The 24255-nt window shown below is 63.1% G+C and carries 17 protein-coding genes and 5 tRNA genes; 10 read left to right on the top strand and 12 right to left on the bottom strand.

What is annotated here, in order from left to right; all coding sequences use genetic code 11:
• The first annotated feature begins 59 nt into the window (after positions 1 to 59).
• The 7 genes from FOC67_RS09655 (at position 60) to fabI (ending at position 10072) form a co-directional block, all read left to right on the top strand.
• Entirely contained in the window at positions 60 to 1664 is a 1605-nt protein-coding gene (locus FOC67_RS09655) for a lytic transglycosylase domain-containing protein (protein ID WP_003132812.1), read from the top strand.
• Between the two features lie 190 nt (positions 1665 to 1854).
• Positions 1855 to 3684 carry an extracellular solute-binding protein gene (locus FOC67_RS09650; protein WP_003113590.1) on the top strand — a complete coding sequence of 610 codons (1830 nt, stop codon included), beginning with the start codon at positions 1855 to 1857 and terminating at the stop codon, positions 3682 to 3684.
• Positions 3681 to 5528, top strand: coding sequence for an extracellular solute-binding protein (locus tag FOC67_RS09645; protein WP_003087944.1), 1848 nt, complete (start codon positions 3681 to 3683; stop codon positions 5526 to 5528). Before FOC67_RS09650 ends, FOC67_RS09645 begins: the two co-directional genes overlap by 4 nt.
• Positions 5529 to 5534: 6 nt before the next feature.
• Positions 5535 to 6617, top strand: a complete 1083-nt coding sequence (locus FOC67_RS09640; RefSeq protein ID WP_003098134.1) for a microcin C ABC transporter permease YejB — start codon at positions 5535 to 5537, stop codon at positions 6615 to 6617.
• A gap of 4 nt (positions 6618 to 6621) precedes the next feature.
• Positions 6622 to 7641 carry an ABC transporter permease gene (locus FOC67_RS09635; protein ID WP_003087942.1) on the top strand — a complete coding sequence of 340 codons (1020 nt, stop codon included), beginning with the start codon at positions 6622 to 6624 and terminating at the stop codon, positions 7639 to 7641.
• Between the two features lies 1 nt (position 7642).
• Positions 7643 to 9253 carry an ABC transporter ATP-binding protein gene (locus tag FOC67_RS09630; RefSeq protein ID WP_003087940.1) on the top strand — a complete coding sequence of 537 codons (1611 nt, stop codon included), beginning with the start codon at positions 7643 to 7645 and terminating at the stop codon, positions 9251 to 9253.
• Between the two features lie 21 nt (positions 9254 to 9274).
• Positions 9275 to 10072, top strand: coding sequence for an enoyl-ACP reductase FabI (gene fabI / locus FOC67_RS09625; protein ID WP_003087936.1), 798 nt, complete (start codon positions 9275 to 9277; stop codon positions 10070 to 10072).
• 97 nt (positions 10073 to 10169) lie between these two features.
• On the opposite strand, the gene FOC67_RS09620 is transcribed toward fabI, so the two are convergent.
• The 7 genes from FOC67_RS09620 to tig all read right to left on the bottom strand — a co-directional run bounded on the left by FOC67_RS09620 (position 10170) and on the right by tig (position 18633).
• Complete coding sequence (locus FOC67_RS09620) at positions 10170 to 12035, bottom strand: SurA N-terminal domain-containing protein (protein WP_009314621.1); 1866 nt, start codon at positions 12033 to 12035, stop codon at positions 10170 to 10172.
• Positions 12036 to 12138: 103 nt separating this feature from the next.
• Positions 12139 to 12215 (bottom strand) — tRNA-Asp (locus FOC67_RS09615).
• 51 nt (positions 12216 to 12266) lie between these two features.
• Positions 12267 to 12539 (bottom strand): nucleoid-associated protein HU-beta, encoded by a 273-nt coding sequence (gene hupB, locus FOC67_RS09610; protein ID WP_003087931.1) that lies wholly within the window; start codon positions 12537 to 12539, stop codon positions 12267 to 12269.
• Positions 12540 to 12674: 135 nt separating this feature from the next.
• The gene (gene lon, locus FOC67_RS09605; protein ID WP_003124759.1) at positions 12675 to 15071 is read right to left on the bottom strand and encodes an endopeptidase La; all 2397 of its coding nucleotides are present in this window, start codon (positions 15069 to 15071) and stop codon (positions 12675 to 12677) included.
• 131 nt (positions 15072 to 15202) lie between these two features.
• Entirely contained in the window at positions 15203 to 16483 is a 1281-nt protein-coding gene (gene clpX / locus FOC67_RS09600) for an ATP-dependent Clp protease ATP-binding subunit ClpX (protein ID WP_003087924.1), read from the bottom strand.
• A 104-nt stretch (positions 16484 to 16587) separates the two neighbouring features.
• Complete coding sequence (gene clpP / locus FOC67_RS09595) at positions 16588 to 17229, bottom strand: ATP-dependent Clp endopeptidase proteolytic subunit ClpP (protein WP_003098129.1); 642 nt, start codon at positions 17227 to 17229, stop codon at positions 16588 to 16590.
• Between the two features lie 93 nt (positions 17230 to 17322).
• On the bottom strand, positions 17323 to 18633 hold the full coding sequence (tig, locus tag FOC67_RS09590; RefSeq protein ID WP_003087920.1) for a trigger factor: 1311 nt from the start codon (positions 18631 to 18633) through the stop codon (positions 17323 to 17325).
• Between the two features lie 231 nt (positions 18634 to 18864).
• Between tig and parR the strand changes: the two genes are divergently transcribed.
• The 3 genes from parR (at position 18865) to FOC67_RS09575 (ending at position 22796) form a co-directional block, all read left to right on the top strand.
• Positions 18865 to 19572: a response regulator transcription factor ParR gene (gene parR / locus FOC67_RS09585; protein ID WP_003087915.1), complete on the top strand. Its 708-nt coding sequence runs from the start codon at positions 18865 to 18867 to the stop codon at positions 19570 to 19572.
• Positions 19573 to 20859: a sensor histidine kinase ParS gene (gene parS / locus FOC67_RS09580; protein WP_009314624.1), complete on the top strand. Its 1287-nt coding sequence runs from the start codon at positions 19573 to 19575 to the stop codon at positions 20857 to 20859.
• A 104-nt stretch (positions 20860 to 20963) separates the two neighbouring features.
• A complete protein-coding gene (locus tag FOC67_RS09575) occupies positions 20964 to 22796 on the top strand; it encodes a serine hydrolase (protein WP_009314625.1) in 1833 nt (610 codons plus the stop codon).
• 286 nt (positions 22797 to 23082) lie between these two features.
• Here the strand turns inward: FOC67_RS09575 and FOC67_RS09570 are convergent, their stop codons facing one another.
• From FOC67_RS09570 to FOC67_RS09550, 5 genes are all read right to left on the bottom strand, one after another.
• Positions 23083 to 23304 (bottom strand): hypothetical protein, encoded by a 222-nt coding sequence (locus FOC67_RS09570; RefSeq protein WP_003087901.1) that lies wholly within the window; start codon positions 23302 to 23304, stop codon positions 23083 to 23085.
• 188 nt (positions 23305 to 23492) lie between these two features.
• Positions 23493 to 23568 (bottom strand) — tRNA-His (locus FOC67_RS09565).
• A gap of 66 nt (positions 23569 to 23634) precedes the next feature.
• Positions 23635 to 23719, bottom strand: a tRNA-Leu gene (locus FOC67_RS09560).
• Between the two features lie 54 nt (positions 23720 to 23773).
• Positions 23774 to 23849 (bottom strand) — tRNA-His (locus FOC67_RS09555).
• A gap of 51 nt (positions 23850 to 23900) precedes the next feature.
• Positions 23901 to 23977, bottom strand: a tRNA-Arg gene (locus FOC67_RS09550).
• Positions 23978 to 24255 lie beyond the last annotated feature (278 nt).

Below are 24255 nucleotides of genomic sequence, written 5' to 3'. Positions count from 1 at the left end.
CCACTCTTGAGGTCATTTCTAGAATCGGCTGAATTTTTGCCCGGAACAGCACTCAGCCGATGCCGCCACAGACACGTAAAACCCCCGATCTAGACGCCCTGGCTCGCGCCGTTCGGGTGTCCATCCTGCTCATCGCCGGTGCGCTCGCCGGCTGCCAGGGCAGCGGCCAGATCAAGGGGGAGGCCCAGGCCAAAGCAGCACGTCCCGGCGCCCGAGCCGTCGACGTCCAGTTCAACCCCTCCTGGCTGCATGCCCAGCCCGGCCAGAACGCCGCCTACAACGACATCTGGGACCGCATGCGCGACGGTTTCCAGCTCCAGGATGCGATCAGCACCAACCCGCGCATCGAACGCCAGCGCCTCTGGTTCCTCAGCAACCAGTCGTTCCTCGAACAATCGAGCGCGCGCGGCAGCCTCTACATGCACTACGTGGTCGAGCGCCTGGAAGAACGCAACATGCCGCTCGAACTGGCGCTGCTGCCGGTCATCGAAAGCGCCTATAACCCCTTCGCCCTGTCGCGCAGCAACGCCGCCGGCCTCTGGCAGTTCATTCCCGCCACCGGCCAGCATTTCAACCTGCGCCAGACCAATTTCTACGACGGTCGCCGCGACATCACCGCCTCGACCAATGCCGCCCTGACCTATCTCGAGCGCCTGCACGACATGTTCAACGGCGACTGGATGCTCGCCCTGGCGGCCTACAACGCCGGCGAAGGCACTGTCAGCCGCGCCATCGAACGCAACGAGAAACTGGGCCTGCCGACCGACTACTGGAACCTGCCGCTGCCGCAGGAAACCCAGGACTACGTACCCAAGCTGCTCGCCCTCTCACAGATCGTCATGGCGCCGGATTCCTACGGCATCAGCCTGAACCCGATCAACAACGAGCCCTACTTCCAGGCCGTCCGGGTCAAGCGCGGGATCGACCTGTCCAGCGTCGCCGCGCTGGCGAACCTGGACGAGGACGAGCTGTACCAGCTGAACCCGGCCTACAAGCGCCGCGTGACCATGGACGGCCCCCAGCAACTGTTGGTGCCGATGGAGAAAGCGGCGTTCCTGACCGCCTCGCTGGACACCCTCAAGCCGAAGGAAGTCACCGCCTGGCAGCAATACCGGGTGCGTAGCGGCGACAGCCTGCACAGCATCGCCAACCGCTATCGGATCACCGTAGCGGAGCTCAAGAGCGCCAACCGCCTGTCCAGCAACCACCTGCGCAAGGGCCAGCAACTGAGCATCCCCGGGCAGATCGCCGGCGGCGCCGTCAAGCCGGTCTACCAGCAACTCGCCCGACAGGCTTCCACCCCGGCCAGGACCCGCTCCTACAAGGTCAAGAACGGCGACAGCCTGTGGCAGATCGCCCGCAACAACGGCGTCGACGTCAACGACCTGAAGCGCTGGAACGGCCTGGACAAGCACGCCCTGAAGGTCGGCCAGACCCTCAAGCTGCAAGGCGGCACCCAGGCCCTGGCGGCCCGCAAGGGAAACGCCGCCGGCAAGCGCGACAGCGCCACCTACTACAAGGTCAAGCAAGGCGACTCGATGTACCTGATCGCCAAGCGCTTCAATGTCGAGATGAAGCACCTGCAGCGCTGGAACCCGCGCAGCAAGCAGGCGCTCAAGCCCGGCCAGACCCTGACCCTGTACCTGGACACCGCGAGCCGCTGACAGCCCATTGCAGGGCGTCCCGAAACGCCACGCCCGCTCCTGCCGGCGTGGCGTTTTCGCAAGCGCGGCCAGAACCCCGGACCCTAGGCCGGCCAGGCCCGCGCTCCCTCTTTTTTCCTGTGCGGGCAAGGTGTTACTGTTGCCTGACGATTCGTTGTCAAAAATAGCCAAGGACCCGGACACACGCCTGATGCGTCGCCTCTCCTTCCTGATCCTCGGCCTGGCCGTGAGCCTGCCCAGCTTCGCCGCGATTACCCAGAGCCATGGTTATGCCCAATTCGGCACGCTCAAGTATCCGGCCAATTTCCAGCACTTCGACTGGACCAATCCCGACGCCCCCAAAGGCGGCACCTTGCGCCTGATGGCCTCGGGCAGCTTCGACACGCTCAACCCCTACACCCTGAAAGGCACCAGCCCGATCGGCACCGGCGATTTCCTCCAGTACGGCGTCAACGAGCTGAACGAACCATTGATGGTGGGCACCGGCCTGTACGACCCGTCCGGCGACGAACCAGCCTCCAGCTATGGCCTGATCGCGAAGAGCGTGGAATACGCGGAAAACCGCAGCTGGGTGGTATTCAACCTGCGGCCGGAAGCGCGCTTCCACGACGGCAGGCCGATCACCGCCAGCGACGTGGCCTTTTCCTATCGCACCCTGGTCAAGCAGGGGCACCCGATGTACCGCACCTACCTGCAGGAGGTGAAGCGGGTCGATATCCTCACCCCCCACCGGGTGCGTTTCGTCCTGCGGCGCTCCGGCAACCCGCTGCTGATCCTGCGCCTGGGCGAGCTTCCGGTGCTGCCGCAGCATTACTGGAAGGATCGCGACTTCCGCGCCACCACCTTCACCGCGCCGCTGGGCAGCGGTCCCTATCGCATCGTCGAGGTCGATCCCGGGCGCCGCCTGGTGTTCGAACGCGTGAAGGGCTGGTGGGGCGAAAAACTGCCGGTGAACCGCGGCAAATACAATTTCGACCGGGTCGTGGTGGACTTCTACCGGGACAACGGCGTCGCCTTCGAAGCCTTCAAGGCCGGCGAGTTCGACTTCTACATCGAGCACCAGGCGAAGAACTGGCTGAACAACTATCGCTTCCCCGCGGTTCTGCGCGGCGATGTGATCCGCACGGAAATCCCGCACCAGATCCCCAGCCAGACCCAGGCGTTGTTCATGAACACCCGTCGCGCCGTGTTCAAGGAGCGCGCGCTACGCCAGGCGCTGGGCGAGATGTTCGACTTCGAATGGACCAATCGCGCCCTCTTCAGCAATTCCTACCTGCGCTCGCGCAGCTACTACCCGAACAGCGAATTCGCCGCCAGCGGCGTCCCGGAGGGCCAGGAATGGCTGTACCTGTCGCCGTACCGCAAGCAATTGCCGGCGCAGTTGTTCAAACAGCCGTTCAGCCTGCCGACCACCGAGGGGCGCGGCATTCCCCGTGAAACCCTCAGGCATGCACTCGGTCTACTGGCCGATGCCGGCTGGAAGCTGTCCGGCGACCGACTGCTGAATAAAAAGGGCGAACCGCTGCGCTTCGAAATCCTGCTGGTCAATCCGAGCCTGGAGCGTATTCTCCAGCCCTATCGCGAAAACCTCGCCAGCATCGGCATCGACGCGCGCCTGCGCACCGTCGACCGCGCCCAATACAAGCAGCGCCTGGACCAGTTCGACTACGACATGATCCTCATGACCCTGCCGCAGACCCTCAGTCCCGGCCTGGAACAGTGGCAGTACTTCCACTCCAGCCAGGTGAAGGTCAAGGGCAGCAAGAATTACGCGGGCATCGCCAACCCGGTGGTCGACGCCATGCTCAACCGCCTGCTCGGCGCCCACAGCCGCGACGAACAGGTCGCCGCCGCGCGCGCCCTGGACCGGACCTTGCTCTGGCAGTACTACAGCATTCCCAACTGGTACCTCAATTCGCACCGTCTGGCGTACCGCAACCGCTTCGCCTTCGTCGCCACCCCGCCCTACACCCTGGGCCTGCGCGCGTGGTGGCAGAAAAACCTGGAGACGTCCCGATGATCCGTCCCCGCTTCACCCCTCTGCTGGCAGCCCTGCTGCTCGGCTGCTGCGGCCCGCTCCTCGCCGCCCCGAAACATGCACTGACGCTCTACGATGAGCCTCCGAAGTATCCCGCCGATTTCAAGCATTTCGACTACGTGAATCCGGATGCGCCGAAAGGCGGCATCCTCCGCCAAGCCGACTTCGGCGGCTTCGACAGCCTCAACCCGTTCATCGGCAAGGGCGTCTCGGCCCCTTCGCTGGGCCTGATCTACGACACCCTGGCCTTCCAGTCGCAGGACGAGCCGTTCACCGAATACGGCCTGCTCGCGGAGAAGATCGAGAAGGCACCGGACAACAGCTACGTGCGCTTCTACCTGCGTCCCCAGGCCCGTTTCAGCGATGGCACGCCGGTCACCGCCGAAGACGTGGTGTTCACCTTCGAGACGCTGGTGAGCAAGGGCGACCCGATGTACCGCAACTACTATGCGGACGTCGACAAGGTGGTCGCCGAGGACAAGCTTCGCGTGCGCTTCGACTTCAAGCACGCCGGCAACCGCGAACTGCCGCTGATCCTCGGCCAGATCGCGATCCTGCCGAAACACTGGTGGGCCGACCGCGACTTTTCCAAGACCGGCATGGAAATCCCGGTAGGCAGTGGCCCCTACCGCATCGCCAAGGTCGATCCGGGACGCTCCATCAGCTACGAGCGAGTCAAGGACTGGTGGGCCAAGGACCTTCCGGTCTCCCGCGGACTCTATAACTTCGACACCATCACCATCGACTCCTATCGCGACATGTCGGTCGCCCTGGAAGCCTTCAAGGCCGGCCAGTACGACGTCAACCTCGAATATTCGGCGAAGGACTGGGCCACCGGCTACGAGTCGCCGGCATTGCGCGACGGGCGCTTCATCAAGGCCAGCATCCACAACCACAACCCGGTGGGGATGCAGGGCTTCGCCTTCAATATCCGCCGCCCGGTGTTCCAGGACCGCCGGGTACGCCAGGCGATCAGCCTGCTGTTCGACTTCGAATGGTCGAACAAGCAGCTGTTCTTCAGCTCCTACAAGCGCACCAACAGCTATTTCGAGAACTCGGAGATGGCCGCCCACCAGTTGCCCAGCGAAGCCGAGCTGAAGATCCTCGAACCGCTGCGCGGCAAGATTCCCGACGAGGCCTTCGACCAGGTCTTCCAGAATCCGGTCAATGACGGCAGCGGGGTGATCCGCGAGCAGCGGCGCAAGGCCTACCAGTTGCTCACCGAGGCCGGCTACAGGATCGAGAACAACCGCATGGTAGGTCCCGACGGCCAGCCACTGAGCTTCGAGTTCATGCTGTTCCAGGCCAACATGGAACGGGTCATCCTGCCGTTCAAGCGCAACCTGGCCGAACTTGGCATCGACATGCAGATCCGTCGCGTCGACGTCTCGCAGTTCGTCAACCGCCTGCGCTCGCGGGATTTCGACATGACCTCGGCGACCTGGCCGCAATCCAACTCGCCAGGCAACGAACAGCGAGAGTTCTGGCATTCCAGCAGCGCCGACAAGGCCGGCAGCCGCAACTTCATCGGCCTCAAGGACCCGGCCATCGACAGCCTGGTGGAAAGCCTGATCCAGTCCGACTCGCGGCAAAGCCTGATCGACCATACCCGCGCCCTCGACCGAGTACTGTCGTGGGGCTACTACGTGGTTCCCAACTACTACGTCGATACCTGGCGGGTCGCCTACTGGAACCGTTTCGGCCGGCCGAAGGTGACGCCGCTCTACGACTGGGGCCTGATGACCTGGTGGCAGACCAGCGACAAGGCGCTGCCGAGCAAGGCGCAAGCCGAAGCCGCGCAAGACGCCGAGCCGGAACGGGAGTAACGCCGCATGCTCTCCTATATCCTGCGGCGCCTGCTGCTGATCGTCCCTACCCTGTTCGGCATCCTGCTGATCAACTTCATCATCATCCAGGCCGCTCCCGGCGGTCCGGTGGAGCAGATGATCGCCAAGCTGGAAGGCTTCGACGCCGCTTCCGGCGGCGCCACCGGTCGCATCTCCGGCGGCGGCGGCGAAGTCGCCGTGGCCGGCTCGCAATACCGCGGCGCGCAAGGCCTGGACCCGGAGCTGGTGAAAGAGATCGAGCGCATGTACGGCTTCGACAAGTCGGCCCCCGAGCGCTTCATGATCATGCTGAAGAACTACCTGCACCTGGACTTCGGGCAGAGTTTCTTCCGCGACGCCAAGGTCACCGACCTGATCATCGAGAAATTGCCGGTGTCGATCTCGCTCGGACTCTGGAGCACGCTGATCATGTACCTGGTGTCGATCCCGCTGGGGATCGCCAAGGCGGTCCGCCACGGCAGCGTCTTCGACATCTGGACCAGCTCGGCGATCATCGTCGGCTACGCCATTCCCGCCTTCCTCTTCGCCATCCTGCTGGTGGTGCTGTTCGCCGGCGGCAGCTACTGGGACTGGTTCCCCCTGCGCGGCCTGACCTCGAACAACTTCGACCAGCTCAGCCTCGGCGGCAAGGTACTCGACTATTTCTGGCACCTGGCCTTGCCGGTAACCGCCCTGGTGATCGGCAACTTCGCCACCATCACGCTGCTGACCAAGAACAGCTTCCTCGACGAGATCGGCAAGCAATACGTGGTCACCGCCCGCGCCAAGGGCCTGACCGAACGCCGCGTGCTCTACGGGCACGTATTCCGCAACGCCATGCTGCTGGTGATTGCCGGCCTGCCGGCTGCGCTGCTGGGGATCTTCTTCACCGGTTCGCTGTTGATCGAGGTGATCTTCTCCCTCGACGGCCTCGGCCTGCTCAGCTTCGAAGCGGCGATGAACCGCGACTACCCGGTGGTCTTCGGCACGCTGTTCATCTTCACCCTGTTCGGGCTGGTCATGAAGCTGATCAGCGATATCGTCTACACCCTGGTCGATCCGCGCATCGACTTCGAGAACCGGGAGTAATCCGATGCGCCTGTCTCCCATCAACCAGCGCCGCTGGGCCCGCTTCAAGAGCAACAAGCGTGGCTGGTGGTCGCTCTGGCTGTTCCTCATCCTGTTCGTCGGCAGCCTCGGCGCCGAACTGATCGCCAACGACAAACCGCTGGTCGTGCATTACGACGGCGGCTGGTATTTCCCGGTCTTCAAACGCTACCCGGAAACCACCTTCGGCGGCGAATTCCCCCTGGAAGCCAACTACAAGAGCCCCTACATCAGCCAACTGATCGCCGAGAAGGACGGCTGGGTGCTTTGGCCGCCGATCCCCTACAGCTACGACACCATCAACTACGAGCTGAAGGTTCCCGCCCCCGCCCCGCCGTCGGCGGAAAACTGGCTGGGCACCGACGACCAGGCCCGCGACGTGCTCGCCCGGGTGATCTACGGCTTCCGCGTGTCGATCCTCTTCGCCCTGACCCTGACCGTGCTCAGTTCTCTGATCGGCGTCACCGTCGGCGCCCTGCAAGGCTACTACGGCGGCTGGGTCGACCTGCTCGGCCAGCGTTTCCTGGAAGTCTGGTCGGGGCTGCCGGTGCTCTACCTGCTGATCATCCTGGCCAGCTTCGTCCAGCCGAACTTCTGGTGGCTGCTGGGCATCATGCTGCTGTTTTCCTGGATGAGCCTGGTGGACGTGGTCCGCGCCGAGTTCCTCCGCGGGCGCAACCTGGAATACGTCCGCGCCGCCCGGGCCCTCGGCATGCGCAACAGCGCCATCATGTTCCGTCACATCCTGCCGAACGCGATGATCTCGACCCTGACCTTCATGCCGTTCATCCTCACCGGCGCCATCGGCACCCTCACCTCCCTGGACTTCCTCGGCTTCGGCCTGCCGCCCGGCGCGCCGTCGCTGGGCGAGTTGGTCGCCCAGGGCAAGTCCAACCTCCAGGCACCCTGGCTGGGCATTTCCGCCTTCGTGGTGCTGGCGGTCATGCTGAGCCTGCTGGTGTTCATCGGCGAAGCCGCCCGCGACGCTTTCGACCCGAGGAAATGAGATGAGCGAGAACATTCTGGAAATCCGCGACCTCGCCGTCGAATTCCTCTCCGGCGAGCAACGCCAGCGGGTGGTCGAAGGCGTCAGCTTCGACATCCGCCAGGGCGAGACCCTGGCCCTGGTCGGCGAAAGCGGCTCGGGCAAGTCGGTGACCGCCCACTCGATCCTGCGCCTGCTGCCCTACTCCGTCGCCAGCCACCCAGCAGGCAGCATCCACTACCAGGGCGAGGATCTGCTCAAGCTCCCGGAACGGCGCCTGCGCGGGATCCGCGGCAACCGCATCGCCATGGTCTTCCAGGAACCCATGACCTCGCTCAATCCGCTGCATACCATCGAGAAGCAGCTCGCCGAGGTCCTCGCCCTGCACAAGGGCCTGGGTGGCGCCAAGGCCAGCGCGAGAATTCTCGAACTGCTCGAGCTGGTCGGCATCCCCGAGCCAGCCAAGCGCCTGAAAGCCTATCCACACGAACTCTCCGGCGGCCAGCGGCAGCGGGTGATGATCGCCATGGCCCTGGCCTGCGAGCCGCAACTGCTGATCGCCGACGAACCGACCACCGCGCTCGACGTCACCGTCCAGTTGAAGATCCTCGATCTGCTCAAGGACCTGCAGGCACGCCTGGGCATGTCCCTGCTGCTGATCACCCACGACCTCAACCTGGTCCGGCGCATCGCCCACCGCGTCTGCGTCATGCAACAAGGGCGGATCGTCGAGCAGGCTTCCTGCCAGGAACTCTTCGCAGCCCCGCGACACCCCTATACCCGCGAGCTGCTCAACGCCGAGCCCAGCGGTGCGCCGGCAAGCAACCCGCCCGGTGAAACCCTGTTGGCGGTGGACGACCTGCGGGTCTGGTTCCCGATCCGCAAAGGCGTGTTCCGCCGCACCGTGGACCACGTCAAGGCGGTCGACGGGGTCAATTTCGAACTACCCCGCGGGCAGACGCTGGGCATCGTTGGCGAAAGCGGCTCGGGCAAGTCGACCCTTGGCCTGGCAATCCTGCGGCTGCTGGAAAGCCAGGGCGGCATCCGCTTCGAAGGCACCCGGCTGGACGGTCTCGCGCAACATGACGTGCGCCCGCTGCGCCGCGAGATGCAGGTGGTGTTCCAGGACCCGTATGGCAGCCTCAGCCCACGTATGTGTGTCGGCGAGATCGTCGGCGAAGGCCTGCGCATCCATAGGATCGGCAGCGAGGCCGAACAGGAGCAGGCGATCATCGACGCGCTGGTGGAGGTCGGGCTCGATCCGCAGACCCGCTACCGTTACCCCCACGAATTCTCCGGCGGCCAGCGCCAGCGCATCGCCATCGCCCGGGCACTGGTGCTGAAACCGGCACTGATCCTGCTCGACGAACCGACCTCGGCGCTCGACCGCACCGTGCAGCGCCAGGTCGTGGAATTGCTGCGGCAACTGCAGGGCAAGTACAACCTCACCTACCTGTTCATCAGCCACGACCTGGCGGTAGTCAAGGCGCTCAGCCACCAGCTGATGGTGGTTCGACATGGCAAGGTAGTGGAACAGGGCAGCGCCGAAGCGGTTTTCGCCTCGCCGCAACATCCCTATACGCAGCAATTGCTGGAGGCCGCCTTCATGGCCCCGGCAAGCGCGGAAAACTGAGTAGCAGACAAGGAACGGACCATGGGATTTCTCACAGGAAAACGCGCCCTGATCGTCGGAGTCGCCAGCAAGCTCTCCATCGCTTCCGGCATCGCCGCCGCCATGCACCGGGAAGGCGCCGAACTGGCCTTCACCTACCAGAACGACAAGCTCAGGGGCCGGGTGGAGGAGTTCGCCAGTGGCTGGGGCTCGCGGCCGGAGCTGTGCTTCCCCTGTGACGTGGCCGACGACAGCCAGATCGAAGCGGTGTTCGCCGCCCTGGGCAAGCACTGGGACGGCCTGGACATCATCGTCCACTCCGTCGGATTCGCTCCAGGCGATCAGCTCGACGGCGACTTCACCGCGGTGACCACCCGCGAGGGCTTCCGCATCGCCCACGACATCAGCGCCTACAGCTTCATCGCCCTGGCCAAGGCCGGACGGGAAATGATGAAGGGCCGCAACGGCAGCCTGCTGACCCTCTCCTACCTGGGCGCCGAACGGACCATGCCGAACTACAACGTAATGGGCATGGCCAAGGCCAGCCTGGAGGCCGGGGTCCGCTACCTGGCCGGCAGCCTGGGCGCGGAAGGCACCCGGGTCAATGCGGTTTCCGCCGGGCCGATCCGAACGCTCGCCGCCTCCGGAATCAAGAGCTTCCGCAAGATGCTGGCCGCCAACGAGCGGCAGACGCCGCTGCGGCGCAACGTCACCATCGAGGAAGTCGGCAATGCCGGCGCCTTCCTCTGTTCGGACCTGGCCAGCGGTATCAGCGGCGAGATCCTCTACGTCGATGGCGGCTTCAACACTACCGCCATGGGCCCGCTGGACGACGACTGATCACCCCGCCCATGAAAAATGGCCGCTTCGAGCGGCCTTTTTCATGGGCGGAATAAAGAAAAGGCCGCGTAAGCGGCCTTTTCTCTGCATCTCGGTCTCAGTATTTCTCGACTTCCGCCTTGTCCTGCAACTGACGGCGGAAGGCGGCGAAGTCTGCCTGTCCGCTGCGCGAAGCCAGGAAGCGGCGGTACATGGCCTTCTCGTCGTCGGAGATAGCCTCCTCCGGCTCGCTGACGCCATTCAGGCGGATCACCACGTAATCGCCATTGGCCAGGGTCACGCCAGAGAGCGAAGGCTTGTCCTTGGCCTCCGGACGCTGCATGCGGAACACCGCCTGGAGCAGTTTCGGATCGACGCCTTCCTGGCCGCGGGAGGCCGCCTCGACCACTTTCCACGACTCACCCGCTGCGGAAGAGGTACGGCCTTCACGCAGCTCTGCAATCAGGGCCTCGCCACGCTTCTGCGCCTCCTCGGCGGCCTTTTCGGCGGCCAGGCGCTCGCGGATGTTCGCCGCGACCTGCTCCAGCGGTTGCTCCTTCGGCTTGTTGTGTTCCTTGACCCGCAGCACCACCACGGTGTCCGGATCCAGCTCGATGGCGCCACTGTTGGCCGCTTCTTCCAGCACCTCGGGGCTGAACGCGGTCTGCACGATCTGGCGGTTGGCAGCGATGCCGTCGCCCCCCGAACGTCCGAACGGCTGGCTGGTCTGGACCTTCAGGCCCATTTCCTGCGCCGGCTGGCTCAGGTCGGCGGCTTCGTAGGCGGAGCTTTCCAAGTCCTTGGTAGCCTCGACGAAGCGCTGCTCGACCATCTGTTTCTTCAGTTCGTCCTCGAGCTTCGGCTTGAGGCTTTCCAGGCTCGGTACTTCCGGTGCCTGCACGCCCAGCAGCTTGATCAGGTGGTAGCCGTACGGAGTCTTCACCGGGGCGGATACCTCACCTTGCTTCAGCGCATACAGCGCCTCCTCGAACGCGGGGTCGTACACGCCGCGGCCGGCGTAGCCCAGGTCGCCGCCGGTGGCGGCCGAGCCGATATCCTGGGAGAACTCCTTGGCCAGCGCGGCGAAATCCTCGCCCTTGGCCAGGCGAGCCTTGATCTCGTCGATCTTCGCCTTGGCCTGCTCGTCGCCGACCTTGTCGTTCACCTCGATCAGGATGTGGGCGGCATCGCGCTGCTCGGAGAGGTTGGCGATTTCCTTCTGGTACAACGCCTCGAGGTCTTCCTGCTTCACCTTGACCTGGTCGAAGAAGGAGGACTTCTTCAGTTCCACGTATTCGACGACCACCTGCTCGGGAGTCATGAACTCGCTCTTGTGGCCTTCGTAGAAGGCCTTCACCTCGTCCTCGCTCACGCTGCTCTTGGACGCGTCGGCCTTGATCGCCAGGGTGGCGAAGTCGCGGGTCTGCTTCTCGAGGCGAGCGAAGGACTGCAATTCGTTGTCGGTGACGAAACCGGTGCCCGCCAGGCCGGCGCGAAGCTGGCCGATGAGCATTTCCTGGCCGAGCATCTGGCGGAACTGCATGCGGTTGTAGTTCATCTGGCGGATGACCTGGTCGAAGCGATCCGCGTTGAACTTGCCGTCGACCTGGAACTCGGGAGTTTGCAGGATCAACTGGTCCAGCGCCTGGTCGGAGAAGGCGAACTTGTCGTCCTTGGCGGCCTGGAGCAGCAGGGTACGCTCGATCAGCCCCTTCAGGGCCGCTTCCTTGAGCAGCTTGTCATCCAGCATGGATGGATCGAAATCCTTGCCCAGGCGTTGCAGCAGCTGGCGACGCTGCATGTCCACGGCCTGTTGGACTTCATTGAGACTGATATCGTCGCCGTTGACCTTGGCGGCCACGTTGGAGTGGTCGGTGGCCCGGATGATCGCGTCGAAGCCGGTCAGCGACAGGAGAACGATGATCACGCCAATGATGGTCTTGGCGATCCAGCCCTGGGAATTATCCCTGATGTTCTGCAGCATGCAGCCCCCAAAAACTGCCACGACCAGCCGTCTTGGGCGGCGCGGCGTGGGTAAGAGATGCGGATATAAGAAAGGCGCATCCGAGGATGCGCCTTCTCGTAACTGGCGGAGCGGACGGGACTCGAACCCGCGACCCCCGGCGTGACAGGCCGGTATTCTAACCGACTGAACTACCGCTCCGCAGCCAGGCCAGCCTTGGCCGACCTGGGTAGAACGAGTCCCAAAAGACGCTTAGTTGACAGCATCCTTCAGGGCTTTACCGGCTTTGAAACCCGGGATCTTGGCAGCGGCGATCTTGATCGGCTTGCCAGTTTGCGGGTTGCGACCGGTGCGAGCAGCGCGCTCTTTGACAGCGAAGGTGCCGAAACCAACCAGCACGACGGAGTCACCAGCCTTCAGGGCGCCAGTGACGGACTCGATCACTGCGTCCAGTGCGCGACCGGCAACAGCTTTCGGGATATCAGCAGATGCGGCAATTGCATCGATCAGTTCCGACTTGTTCACTCTAAGTCCCCTTATTTCTGTTGAGTATGTTTCTATGTGTTAGGTGTAAGGAAATTCTGCGCTGGTAGGCCAACTGACTCAGCAAGTGCCGCTTTATAACAAGGGCCCAAAAACAGTGTCAAGAATACCTACCGACTAATGCGTGCTAATTCGCTCCTTGGAATCAGGCTCGCGTTTTTCATCCTTTGCAACCATCTCCGGAGCCGCATCGGGCAAGGGCTCCGGGGCGTATTGCAGCGCAATTTGCAGGACTTCGTCAATCCATTTAACCGGTTTAATAACCAGATCACTCTTAATATTGTCCGGAATTTCCTTCAGGTCGCGAACATTTTCCTCGGGAATGATCACCGTCTTGATCCCGCCGCGGTGCGCCGCCAAAAGTTTTTCTTTCAGCCCGCCGATCGCCAGCACCTGCCCACGCAGGGTGATCTCCCCGGTCATTGCCACGTCGGCGCGCACCGGGATCTGCGTGATCGCCGAAACCAGCGCCGTGCACATGCCGATGCCTGCGCTCGGGCCATCCTTCGGCGTAGCGCCTTCCGGAACGTGGATATGGATGTCGCGCTTCTCGTGGAAGTCCGCCGCGATTCCTAGGCTCTGGGCGCGGCTGCGCACCACGGTCAACGCCGCGGTGATCGATTCCGCCATCACGTCGCCCAGCGATCCGGTCTTGGTCAACTGGCCCTTGCCGGGTACCACGGCCGCCTCGATGGTGAGCAGCTCGCCGCCGACCTGGGTCCAGGCCAGCCCGGTCACCTGGCCGATCTGGTCCTGCTGTTCGGCGAGGCCATAACGGAACTTGCGCACGCCGAGGTAGTTCTCCAGCGTCTCGCTGGACACCACCGCCTGGATACGCTTGAGCTTGGCATGCTCCTTCACCGCCTTGCGGCAGACCTTGGCGATCTGCCGCTCGAGGCTGCGCACCCCGGCTTCGCGGGTGTAGTAGCGAATGATGTCGCGCAGGGCGCCTTCCTCGAAGGTCAGCTCGCCCTTCTTCAGGCCGTTGGCCTGGACCTGCTTCGGAATCAGGTACTTGGAGGCGATGTTGACCTTCTCGTCCTCGGTGTAGCCCGGCAGGCGGATGACTTCCATCCGATCCAGCAGGGGCGCCGGGATGTTCATCGAGTTCGCGGTGCAGAGGAACATCACGTCGGACAGGTCGTAGTCGACCTCCAGGTAGTGATCGTTGAAGTTGTGGTTCTGCTCCGGGTCGAGCACCTCGAGCAGCGCCGAGGCGGGATCCCCGCGCATGTCGCTGCCCATCTTGTCGATTTCGTCGAGGAGGAACAGCGGGTTGCGCACGCCGACCTTGGTCATCTTCTGGATCAGGCGGCCCGGCATAGAGCCGATATAGGTACGACGGTGACCGCGGATCTCGGCCTCGTCACGCACGCCGCCGAGCGCCATGCGCACGAACTTGCGATTGGTGGCGCGAGCGATGGATTCGGCCAGGGAGGTCTTGCCCACGCCGGGCGGCCCCACCAGGCAAAGGACCGGGCCCTTGAGCTTCTTCACCCGCTTTTGCACGGCGAGATACTCGAGAATGCGCTCCTTGACCTCTTCCAGGCCGTAATGGTCGGCATCGAGGATGTCTTCCGCCTTGGCGAGATCATGGCGCACCTTGCTCTCGGCCTTCCACGGCACGTTCAGCAGCCAGTCTATGTAGGAACGCACCACGGTGGCTTCCGCCGACATCGGCGACATCTGCTTGAGCTTGTTCAGCTCGGCAGTGGCCTTGGTGTGCGCCTCCTTGGTCAGGCCGGCGGCGTCGATGCGCTTCTTCAGCTCCTCGACTTCGTTGTGCCCTTCGTCGATATCACCGAGTTCCTTCTGAATGGCCTTCATCTGCTCATTCAGGTAGTACTCGCGCTGGCTGCGCTCCATCTGCTTCTTGACCCGGCCGCGGATACGCTTTTCCACCTGCAGCAGGTCGATCTCGGCATCCAGCAGCGCCAGGACATGCTCGACCCGCGACGACAGGTCGGTGATCTCCAGGATGTCCTGCTTCTGCTCGATCTTCAGCGCCATGTGCGCGGCCATGGTATCGACCAGCCTGCTCGGCTCGTCGATGCTGTTCAGCGAAGAAAGCACCTCGGCGGGGACTTTCTTGCCCAACTGGACGTATTGCTCGAACTGGCTCAGCAGGCTGCGAGTGAAGACCTCGGCCTCGCGCTCGCCGACATTGGCGTCATCGATGGCCTGGACCGCGGCACGAATGTGCCCTTCTTCCTCGATGAAGCGCTCGACCTGGCCGCGCTGCTCGCCTTCGACCAGCACCTTGACGGTGCCATCCGGCAGCTTGAGCAACTGCAGCACGGTGGCGACCGTACCCATGCGGTACAGGCCATCTTCGCCCGGATCGTCGTCCGCGGGGTTTTTCTGCGCCAGCAGGAGGATTTGCTTGTCGCCGGTCATCGCTGCCTCCAGGGCCTCGATGGACTTTTCCCGACCGACGAACAACGGGATGACCATGTGCGGGTACACCACCACGTCACGTAGCGGCAGCAAGGGCAATTCGACGAGTGTTTTCATAATGTCGGCTCTACAGCGGCACTTGGCCACGAAACAGATAGGAAGACCTTTCAGCCTAAGATGGGGTTAGGCCCGGGAAAAAACAAGCGTGCCAGTCGGAAAAGAAAAGGGGCCCGAAGGCCCCTGCTCTTTCATGCCTCAGGCGCAGCCTTGGCTGGCTTTTCGCTGTTCTCGTAGATCATCAGGGGTTGCGACGAGCCATCGATGACACTCTCATCGATGACCACCTTGCTGACATCCTGCTGGGAGGGAATCTCGTACATGGTATCGAGAAGGATACCTTCGAGAATTGAACGCAAGCCACGTGCACCGGTCTTGCGTTCGAGCGCCTTGCGGGCAACCGCCTTGAGTGCGTCCGGACGGAATTCGAGGTCGACGCCTTCCATCTCGAACAGCTTGGCGTACTGCTTGGTGAGAGCGTTCTTCGGCTCGGTCAGGATCTGCATGAGCGCAGCCTCATCGAGTTCATCAAGAGTCGCGATCACCGGCAAACGCCCTACAAACTCGGGAATAAGACCGAACTTGACGAGATCTTCCGGCTCGACTTCCTTGAACGCCTCGCCGACCTTCTTGCCCATCTCCTGACTGCGCACTTCGGCATTGAAACCGATGCCGCCGCGCGCGGAACGGTTCTGGATGACCCGCTCCAGACCGGCGAAAGCGCCGCCGCAGATGAACAGGATGTTGCGCGTATCGACCTGCAGGAACTCCTGCTGCGGATGCTTGCGACCGCCCTGCGGCGGTACCGAGGCAACGGTACCCTCGATGAGCTTCAGCAGGGCCTGCTGCACACCCTCGCCGGAGACGTCGCGAGTGATGGAGGGGTTGTCAGATTTCCGGGAAATCTTGTCGATCTCGTCGATGTAGACGATGCCCATCTGGGCCTTCTCCACATCGTAATCGCACTTCTGCAAGAGTTTCTGGATGATGTTCTCGACATCCTCGCCCACGTAGCCCGCTTCCGTCAGCGTGGTCGCATCGGCGATGGTGAACGGCACGTTCAGCAGACGTGCGAGGGTCTCGGCCAGCAGGGTCTTGCCCGAGCCGGTTGGGCCGATCATCAGAATGTTGCTCTTGCCGAGCTCGATATCGTCCTTCTTGTCACGCTGGTTGAGGCGCTTGTAGTGGTTGTATACCGCTACCGCCAGAACCTTCTTGGCCCGCTCCTGCCCGATCACGTACTGATCGAGGATGGTGCGGATCTCTTTCGGCGCCGGAAGTTTGTGCCCACTACTTTCCGCCTGCGCTTCCTGCACCTCCTCGCGGATGATGTCATTGCACAGGTCGACACACTCGTCGCAGATAAAGACCGAGGGGCCGGCAATCAACTTGCGCACTTCGTGCTGGCTCTTGCCGCAGAAGGAGCAATACAGCAGCTTGCCGTTGTCCTCGCCGTTGCGGGTATCAGTCATTCGATCGATCCAATGGGTAGCTTCAAACACAAGATGAAGGCAATTGTGGGCATTTTCAAGCCCACGAGGCGGCCGAATGTCTCGACCGCCAGTATTGCGGAGCCTTAGACGGCCAGGTCGCGCTGGGTCATGACCTTGTCGATCAGGCCATACTTGACGGCTTCGTCACCGCTCATGAAGCGGTCACGATCGGTATCGCGGGCAATGACGTCCAGGGGCTGGCCGGTGTGGTGCGCCAGGATCTGGTTCAGACGCTCCTTGATGAAGAGGATTTCCTTGGCATGGATCTCGATATCCGAGGCCTGGCCCTGGAAACCGCCCAGCGGCTGGTGGATCATCATCCGCGAATGCGGCAGGCAGTAGCGCTTGCCGGCGGCACCGCCCGCAAGCAGCAGGGCACCCATGCTGCACGCCTGACCGATACAGGTGGTCGAGACGTTGGGCTTGATGAACTGCATGGTGTCGTAGATGGACATCCCGGCAGTCACCGAGCCACCCGGCGAGTTGATGTAGAGATGAATGTCCTTCTCGGGATTTTCAGCCTCCAGGAACAGCAACTGGGCAACCACCAGGTTGGCCATGTAGTCCTCGACCTGGCCGACCAGGAAGATGATCCGCTCCTTCAGCAGGCGCGAATAGATGTCGTAGGCGCGCTCGCCGCGGGCGGACTGCTCCACCACCATGGGCACCAGGCCACCGGCGGCCTGGATATCGGGAACGTGCGGAATAAAAGAGTTGCGAGACATGTCTTGCGATCACTCCCTAACAGATAGTGAAGCCTCAAAGACGCACAAGCCAGCACTAAGGCTGGCTTGTGGGATTCGAACGAGAGGAACGAATCAGGCCGCTTGCGGAGCTTCGGCCGGCTTGACCGCTTCTTCGTAGGATACCTGCTTATCGGTCACAGTGGCCTTTTGCAGGACAGTATCTACGACTTGTTCTTCCAGTACAACAGAACGGACTTCGTTCAGCTGGGGCTCGTTCTTGAAGTACCAGGCGACGACCTGCTCGGGCTCCTGGTAGGCCGAGGCCATTTCCTCGATCATTTCGCGAACGCGACCTTCGTCGGCCTTCAGCTCGTGCTGCTTGACCACTTCGGCGACGATCAGGCCCAGCACCACACGGCGCTTGGCCTGCTCTTCGAACAGCTCGGCCGGCAGTTGGTCAGGCTTGATGTTGCCACCGAACTGCTGGACGGCCTGCACGCGCAGACGGTTCACTTCGTTGCCGATCAGGGCCTTGGGCACTTCGATCGGGTTGGCCTGCAGCAGACCTTCCATGACCTGGTTCTTGACCTTGGACTTGATCGCCTGGCGCAACTCGCGCTCCATGTTCTTCTGCACTTCGGCGCGGAAGCCATCGAGACCGGTTTCCTTCACGCCGAACAGAGCGAAGAACTCTTCGTTCAGTTCCGGCAGCTTGGGCTCGGCAACGCTATTTACGGTAACGGTGAACTCGGCAGCCTTGTTGGCCAGGTCCAGGTTCTGGTAGTCCTCGGGGAAGGTCAGGTTGAGCACGCGCTCTTCACCGGCCTTCGCCCCCACCAGCCCTTCTTCGAAGCCGGCGATCATGCGACCGGAGCCCAGCACCAGCAGGGTGCCCTTGGCGGAACCGCCGGCGAAGGCTTCGCCGTCGATCTTGCCGACGAAGTCGATGTTCAACTGGTCATCGTTCTGGGCGGCACGCTCGACCACTTCGAAACGGGTGTTCTGCTTGCGCAGGACATCGAGCATGTTGTCGACATCAGCATCGGAAACTTCGGCCTGCAGGCGCTCGACCTTGATGTCTTCCAGGCCGGAAACGGTAAATTCCGGGAAGACTTCGAAGGTTGCGATGTATTCCAGGTCCTTGCCTTTCTCGAAGGATTTGGGCTCTACCGACGGCGAACCGGCCGGATTCAGCTTCTGCTCGACCACGGCTTCGTAGAAGGTTTCCTGGATCAGATCGCCCATGGCTTCCTGGCGCGCGGAAGCTTCGTAGCGCTGACGAATGACACTCATCGGCACCTTGCCGGGGCGGAAACCTGGAATCTTGGCACGACGGGCGGTCTGCTGCAGACGCTTGTTGACTTCGGTCTCGATACGCTCGGCAGGCACACCAACGGTCATGCGGCGCTCAAGAGCGGAAGTGCTTTCAACAGAAACTTGCATGGATATTCCTCGTTGCACAGACGTAAGCCGGTCCTTCCGGCTCCCAGAATCAAGGGCATGCATTCTAGTAGAGGGAAAAGCAGAAGTCACCCCGCCAGGGTGCAGGCGGATCCCCGGGGTGTTTCCGGCCGCTTCCGCCGATCGCAGCCCGGTCTCGAACGAGTCGCTGGAGCTTCGCCGGAAGCGGGTGCATATAATGCCAGCCTATTCCGCTCCGACCGATGAAACCCTATGGACTGCCCTACCCTCAGCAAGGTATTGCTCGTCGAAGACGACCAGAAGCTCGCCCGCCTGATTGCCAGCTTCCTTTCCCAGCATGGTTTCGAAGTGCGCCAGGTGCATCGCGGTGATGCCGCGTTCGCCGCTTTCCTCGACTTCAAGCCGCAAGTGGTGGTTCTCGACCTCATGCTCCCCGGACAGAATGGTCTGCAGGTGTGCCGGGAGATCCGCCGGGTCGCGAACCTGCCGATCCTCATACTCACCGCCCAGGAGGACGATCTTGATCACATCCTCGGCCTGGAGTCCGGCGCCGACGACTACGTGATCAAGCCGATCGAGCCACCGGTGCTGCTCGCCCGCCTGCGCGCCCTGATGCGCCGGCACGCGCCCCTTCCCGCCTCCCCGGAAAGCCTGACATTCGGCAAGCTGAACATCGACCGACGGCGGCGCGAAGCGGAACTCGAAGGCCGCGGCATAGAACTGACCACGATGGAGTTCGAGCTGCTCTGGCTGCTGGCCAACCAGGCAGGGGAAATACTTTCCCGCGACGAGATCCTCAACCAGATCCGCGGCATCGGCTTCGACGGCCTGAACCGCAGCGTCGACGTCTGCATCAGCAAGCTGCGCAATAAACTGAAGGACAATCCGCGCGAGCCGGTCCGGATCAAGACCGTCTGGGGCAAGGGCTACCTGTTCAACCCGCTGGGCTGGGAACTCTGAATGCTGCGCCTGTTCCTGCGCCTCTACCTGCTGCTGGCCCTGGGGTTCGCTGCCGCGATCTTCGTGGTCGACCATGTCATCGACGCGTTCTACGACAGCATCGTCGAGAACTATCACCGCGACGCCGTTCGCGGCCAGGCCTATTCGCTGGTGGAAAAGCTGGCCCCGCTGGACCAGGCCGGACGCCAGCGACAGCTCGAAGACTGGCGTCCCCACTACGGGCTCGAGCTGAGCCTGACGGATGCCAGGCAGGCGAAGCTGACGCAGGAAGAGCAGGCCCTCCTCGACAAGAACCTGCTGGTGGTACGCGAGGACTTTACGGAATTCATCAGCCGCATCGACGCGGGTCCGCAGCTGCTCGACATCAAGCTGCCGCCGGAACCCTCGCTGACCCCACTGTTCACCGTGCTGGCCTACATCCTGCTCGGCGTGCTGGTCGGCATCGCCCTGCTGGTATGGGTCCGCCCGCACTGGCGCGACCTCGAGACCCTGCGCCTGGCCGCGCAACGCTTCGGCGATGGCGACCTGTCATCGCGCACGCGCATTTTCCGACGCTCCGATATCCGCACCCTGGCCCAGCACTTCAACCAGATGGCCGACCGCATCGAAAGCCTGATCAGCAACCAGCGCGAACTGACCAACGCGGTATCCCACGAATTGCGCACGCCGATCTCCCGCCTGTCCTTCGAACTCGAGCAATTGAACAAGCAGGTCGACGCCGAAGTACGCCACGACCTGATAGAGGACATGCGCGCCGACCTCGGCGAACTGGAGGAAATGGTCTCCGAACTGCTGACCTACGCCCGCCTGGAGCACGGCAACGTCGGGAGCCACCGGGAAATCGTCGACGCCGCGAGCTGGCTGGATAGCGTCGTCGCCGACGTCGCCCTGGAAGCCGAAGCCGCCGGAGTCACCTGCGAGATCAGCGCCTGCCAGGTCGAACAGATCCGCATCGAGCCTCGCTTCATGGCGCGCGCCGTGATCAACCTGCTGCGCAACGCCATCCGCCACGCACACTCGCGCGTCGAAATCGCCCTCCTCGATCAAGGCGACATCTGTCAGATACGGGTCAACGACGACGGCCCCGGGATACCGGCGGACGCCCGGCAGAAGATCTTCGAACCCTTTTCGCGCCTGGACGACAGCCGCGATCGCAGCACCGGCGGCTTCGGCCTGGGCCTGGCGATCGTCCGCCGGGTCGCGCAATGGCATGGCGGCTATGCGGAAGCGCTGGAAACGCCGCAGGGAGGCGCCTCCTTCCGCCTGACCTGGGAGCGACCCCGTTGACAGCGGAGGCTTAACAATCTTTCACAGATTGCTGACAAAGCCGTAAGGATTGCCAGCCAGGCCCGCCCTAGCATGGGACACCTCGCCTTTCCGCCAGGTATTCCATGTTTCGCGCCATGCACCTTCCCCTTCTCGGCTGCCTGCTCGGCACCAGCGGCTGCCACGGCCTGCCACCCGCCCCGCCAGCGCCGAGCGCCGCCGTGGGCAACTACGGCGAGGTCATCGACTATCTGCAACGCCACATCCGCCGGGAAATGGAAAGGCAGGACGTGCCCGGCCTGGCCCTGGCATTGGTCGACGACCAGCAACTGGTCTGGGCCCGCGGTTTCGGCTATGCCGACCGACAGCACAGGATCAACGCCAGCGAGCACACCGCATTCCACGCCGGCGACCTGTCCAAGCTACTGATCGCCAGCGCGACCCTGCAACTGGCCGAACGCGGCCAACTCTCTCTCGACGCTCCGCTCCAGGACACCTTGCGCGAGTTCTACGTACGCTCACGCTTCCATGCCGACCAGAGCGAGGCGGATCGCGCGATCACTTTCCGCCGGCTGCTCAGCCATCAGTCCGGCCTTCCTGGCGAACACCTGCCGCCCCTGTTCGGCGAACGCCCGAACTCACTCGGCCAACTGCCGGCGAAAGTATCCGGTGTCTGGCTGAGCAATCCGCCGGGAACCCAGGTCGCCTATTCCAACCTTGGCTACGAACTGGTCGGCGCGGCCATCGAGCGCAACACCGGAAAGCACTTCGAGCAGCACATGCGCGAGCACCTGCTGGAGCCTTTGCAGATGACCCGCTCCAGCTTCGCCAGGAACGCCCTGCCCCAGGCGCAACGCGCCCACGGCTACAGCGGCGGCGGTCGCCCCGGCTCCGCCAGCGACCTCCCGGTCAACGATCTGTGGAGCAGCCCGGTCGACCTCAGCCGCTTCGTCCGCATGCTGTTCGCCAACGGGCGCCACAAGGAGCGCCAGCTTCTCAGGAAACACTCCGTCGAGGAGATGTTCCGCCAGCAGAACGCCGGCAATGCCCTGGACTTCGACTGCCAGGTGGGCCTGGCCTGGTTCCTCAGCCCGTGCGGCTCCGCGCCGCTGGAAGGGGGCATCCGTCACTATGAGTACGCCAGCGCCACCCCAGGATTCAGCGCCCACCTGGTTCTGCTGCCGGAACAGCGCCTCGCCGCCATTGTCATGAGCAACGCCGATGACAGCGGTTCGCTCACCGCCTCCCTGGCCCGGCAAGCGGCATCGCTCATGCTGCAGGTCAGGCAGGGCGCTCGTCGCCCCGCCGTACAGCCCACCCCCGCGCGCGCGCCCGCACTGAAGGTGCCGAGCCGGGAGGACCGGCGACAGCTATACGGTCGCTACGCAACCCGCCAAGGCCAGGTTCGCCTGTACGAGCGCAGGGGTCGCCTGTACGCAGATTTCGGCGAACAACGCGTGGAACTGTTGCGCGACACCTCGGGCTGGCTGCAGATGAGAAAAAGACTGCTGGGATTCTGGCCCGTCGGCGTGGACAGCGCCGGACAGTTGCAACTGGACGTGGTCAGCTACGGCCAACGCCGAATCCTGGTGTCCCGCCGCCACGGCCAGGCCGCCTACCTCGGCGAGCGCATCGAGCCGACACCCCTGCCCCAGGCCTGGACCGAAGCCGTCGGCACCTACCGCGTCGCCAGCACGGGCCGGCACAGCTACCTGAACGGCCTGAGCATCAGGATCGAAGACGGCTTCCTGCTGGTGCGCGGGCAAGCCGGAGGAACCCGCTCCGGCGAGTTCATCCTGCAACCCATCGACAGCGCACACGCCGTCCTGGCCGGCAGCGGCCAGGGCCTGGGAGACACCTTCAGTCGCGACTTCGACGGTCTGAACACGCTCGGCTACCGCTTCGCCCAGCAAGACACCAAGGCACGTCCCTGGCCGCAACGGAAGGAGTCCCCATGAGAAACCCCTCCCTGTGCCTCGCCGGCACGCTCGCCAGCCTCTGCTCCGCCGCTGTCGCCGAAGAGTGGCATGACAGCATCGGCCTGGGCGCCCAGGTGAAACACCGTTTCTGAAACGCACCGAGAGAGAATACGAACATGTTCACCGCCTTCGCCTTCCGCGGCCGCCAACCTTATACCGTTCGCCGGAACACAGCCCAGGGCGCGACCTTGCGCCCGAAACTGGCGAACCGGCCGGATGCGCCGACTTCCGCCGGGAAGTCCTGAACTGCGGAGCGTCTACGGCCTCATTGGCAACGGATCACGCCGCTGGCGATTTCGTCGTCGATGGAGCGCAGCGCATCGGCATCCTGGTGCATCTGCTCGATCACCTCGAGCAGGCGCTGCGCCAGCTTCGGATCGTTCGCCCGCTCGACGGCGCGCATGACCTCGACCGCAGCCGATTCATGATTGTTCGCCATCTGCTTGAGAGCCTTGCGCAAGCGCTGCTCGGTCCATTTCATCGACATGTCGCTTCACCCAGACTGCATATACGGACCCGCCAGGAACGACGGGCTCGCTTAAGAGCGCCGGAGCTGGAACAAGTTCAACCTGCCGTCGCCCCATGAGGGCGGGCTGGGTGCCGGAAAGACAAGCGGAGAAGAGATCGTGAAGCGCAAACGAAAACGCCAGGCACAAGGCCTGGCGCTTCGAAATATGGGGTGGACGATGGGAATCGAACCCACGACACCAGGAGCCACAATCCTGTGCTCTACCAACTGAGCTACGCCCACCATATCGTGAATCGTGCCGGACGTTCCGGCTTCAACCGCAGCGGCCGGACAAGCCGAGCCTGAAGGTGGTGCGGACGGAGAGACTCGAACTCTCACGCCTTGCGGCGCTGGAACCTAAATCCAGTGTGTCTACCAATTCCACCACGTCCGCGGGACACTGCTTGGAAATGAAAACGCCAGGCCTCGGGCCTGGCGCTTCGGAATATGGGGTGGACGATGGGAATCGAACCCACGACACCAGGAGCCACAATCCTGTGCTCTACCAACTGAGCTACGCCCACCATATTACGACTTGCGGTAAAACATCGCCTGCTTCTTGCCGATTCGCCGAATGGCGCACCCGGCAGGACTCGAACCTGCGACCATCCGCTTAGAAGGCGGATGCTCTATCCAGCTGAGCTACGGGCGCTTTATTCATCTGCATTCAATGCTGAGCGCAAACTTTAAGCTCTGGCAATCACAAAGTCAGCAACCGACTTGCATTACCTCTTACCCTGCGTCCGGCTGTGCTCGGCAAGCGGGGCGCATGTTATACAGGGGGCGAAAGGCCGTCAACGGGTTTTTTAAAAAAATTCAGCTATATAAAGGAGTTACGGCAAATCCGCGGGTCGCCTCCTTTGCCCCGGGCGGCGTCCATGCGAAAATGCGCGTCCTTTTTCCACCCGATTCGATGGTTACCCTTCCGAC

It is taken from the genome of Pseudomonas sp. FDAARGOS_761 (assembly GCF_013343155.1).
Classification (GTDB): domain Bacteria; phylum Pseudomonadota; class Gammaproteobacteria; order Pseudomonadales; family Pseudomonadaceae; genus Pseudomonas; species Pseudomonas aeruginosa.
The sequence above is the reverse complement of the archived record's forward strand: the minus strand, read 5'-3'. Positions and strand labels throughout refer to the sequence as shown.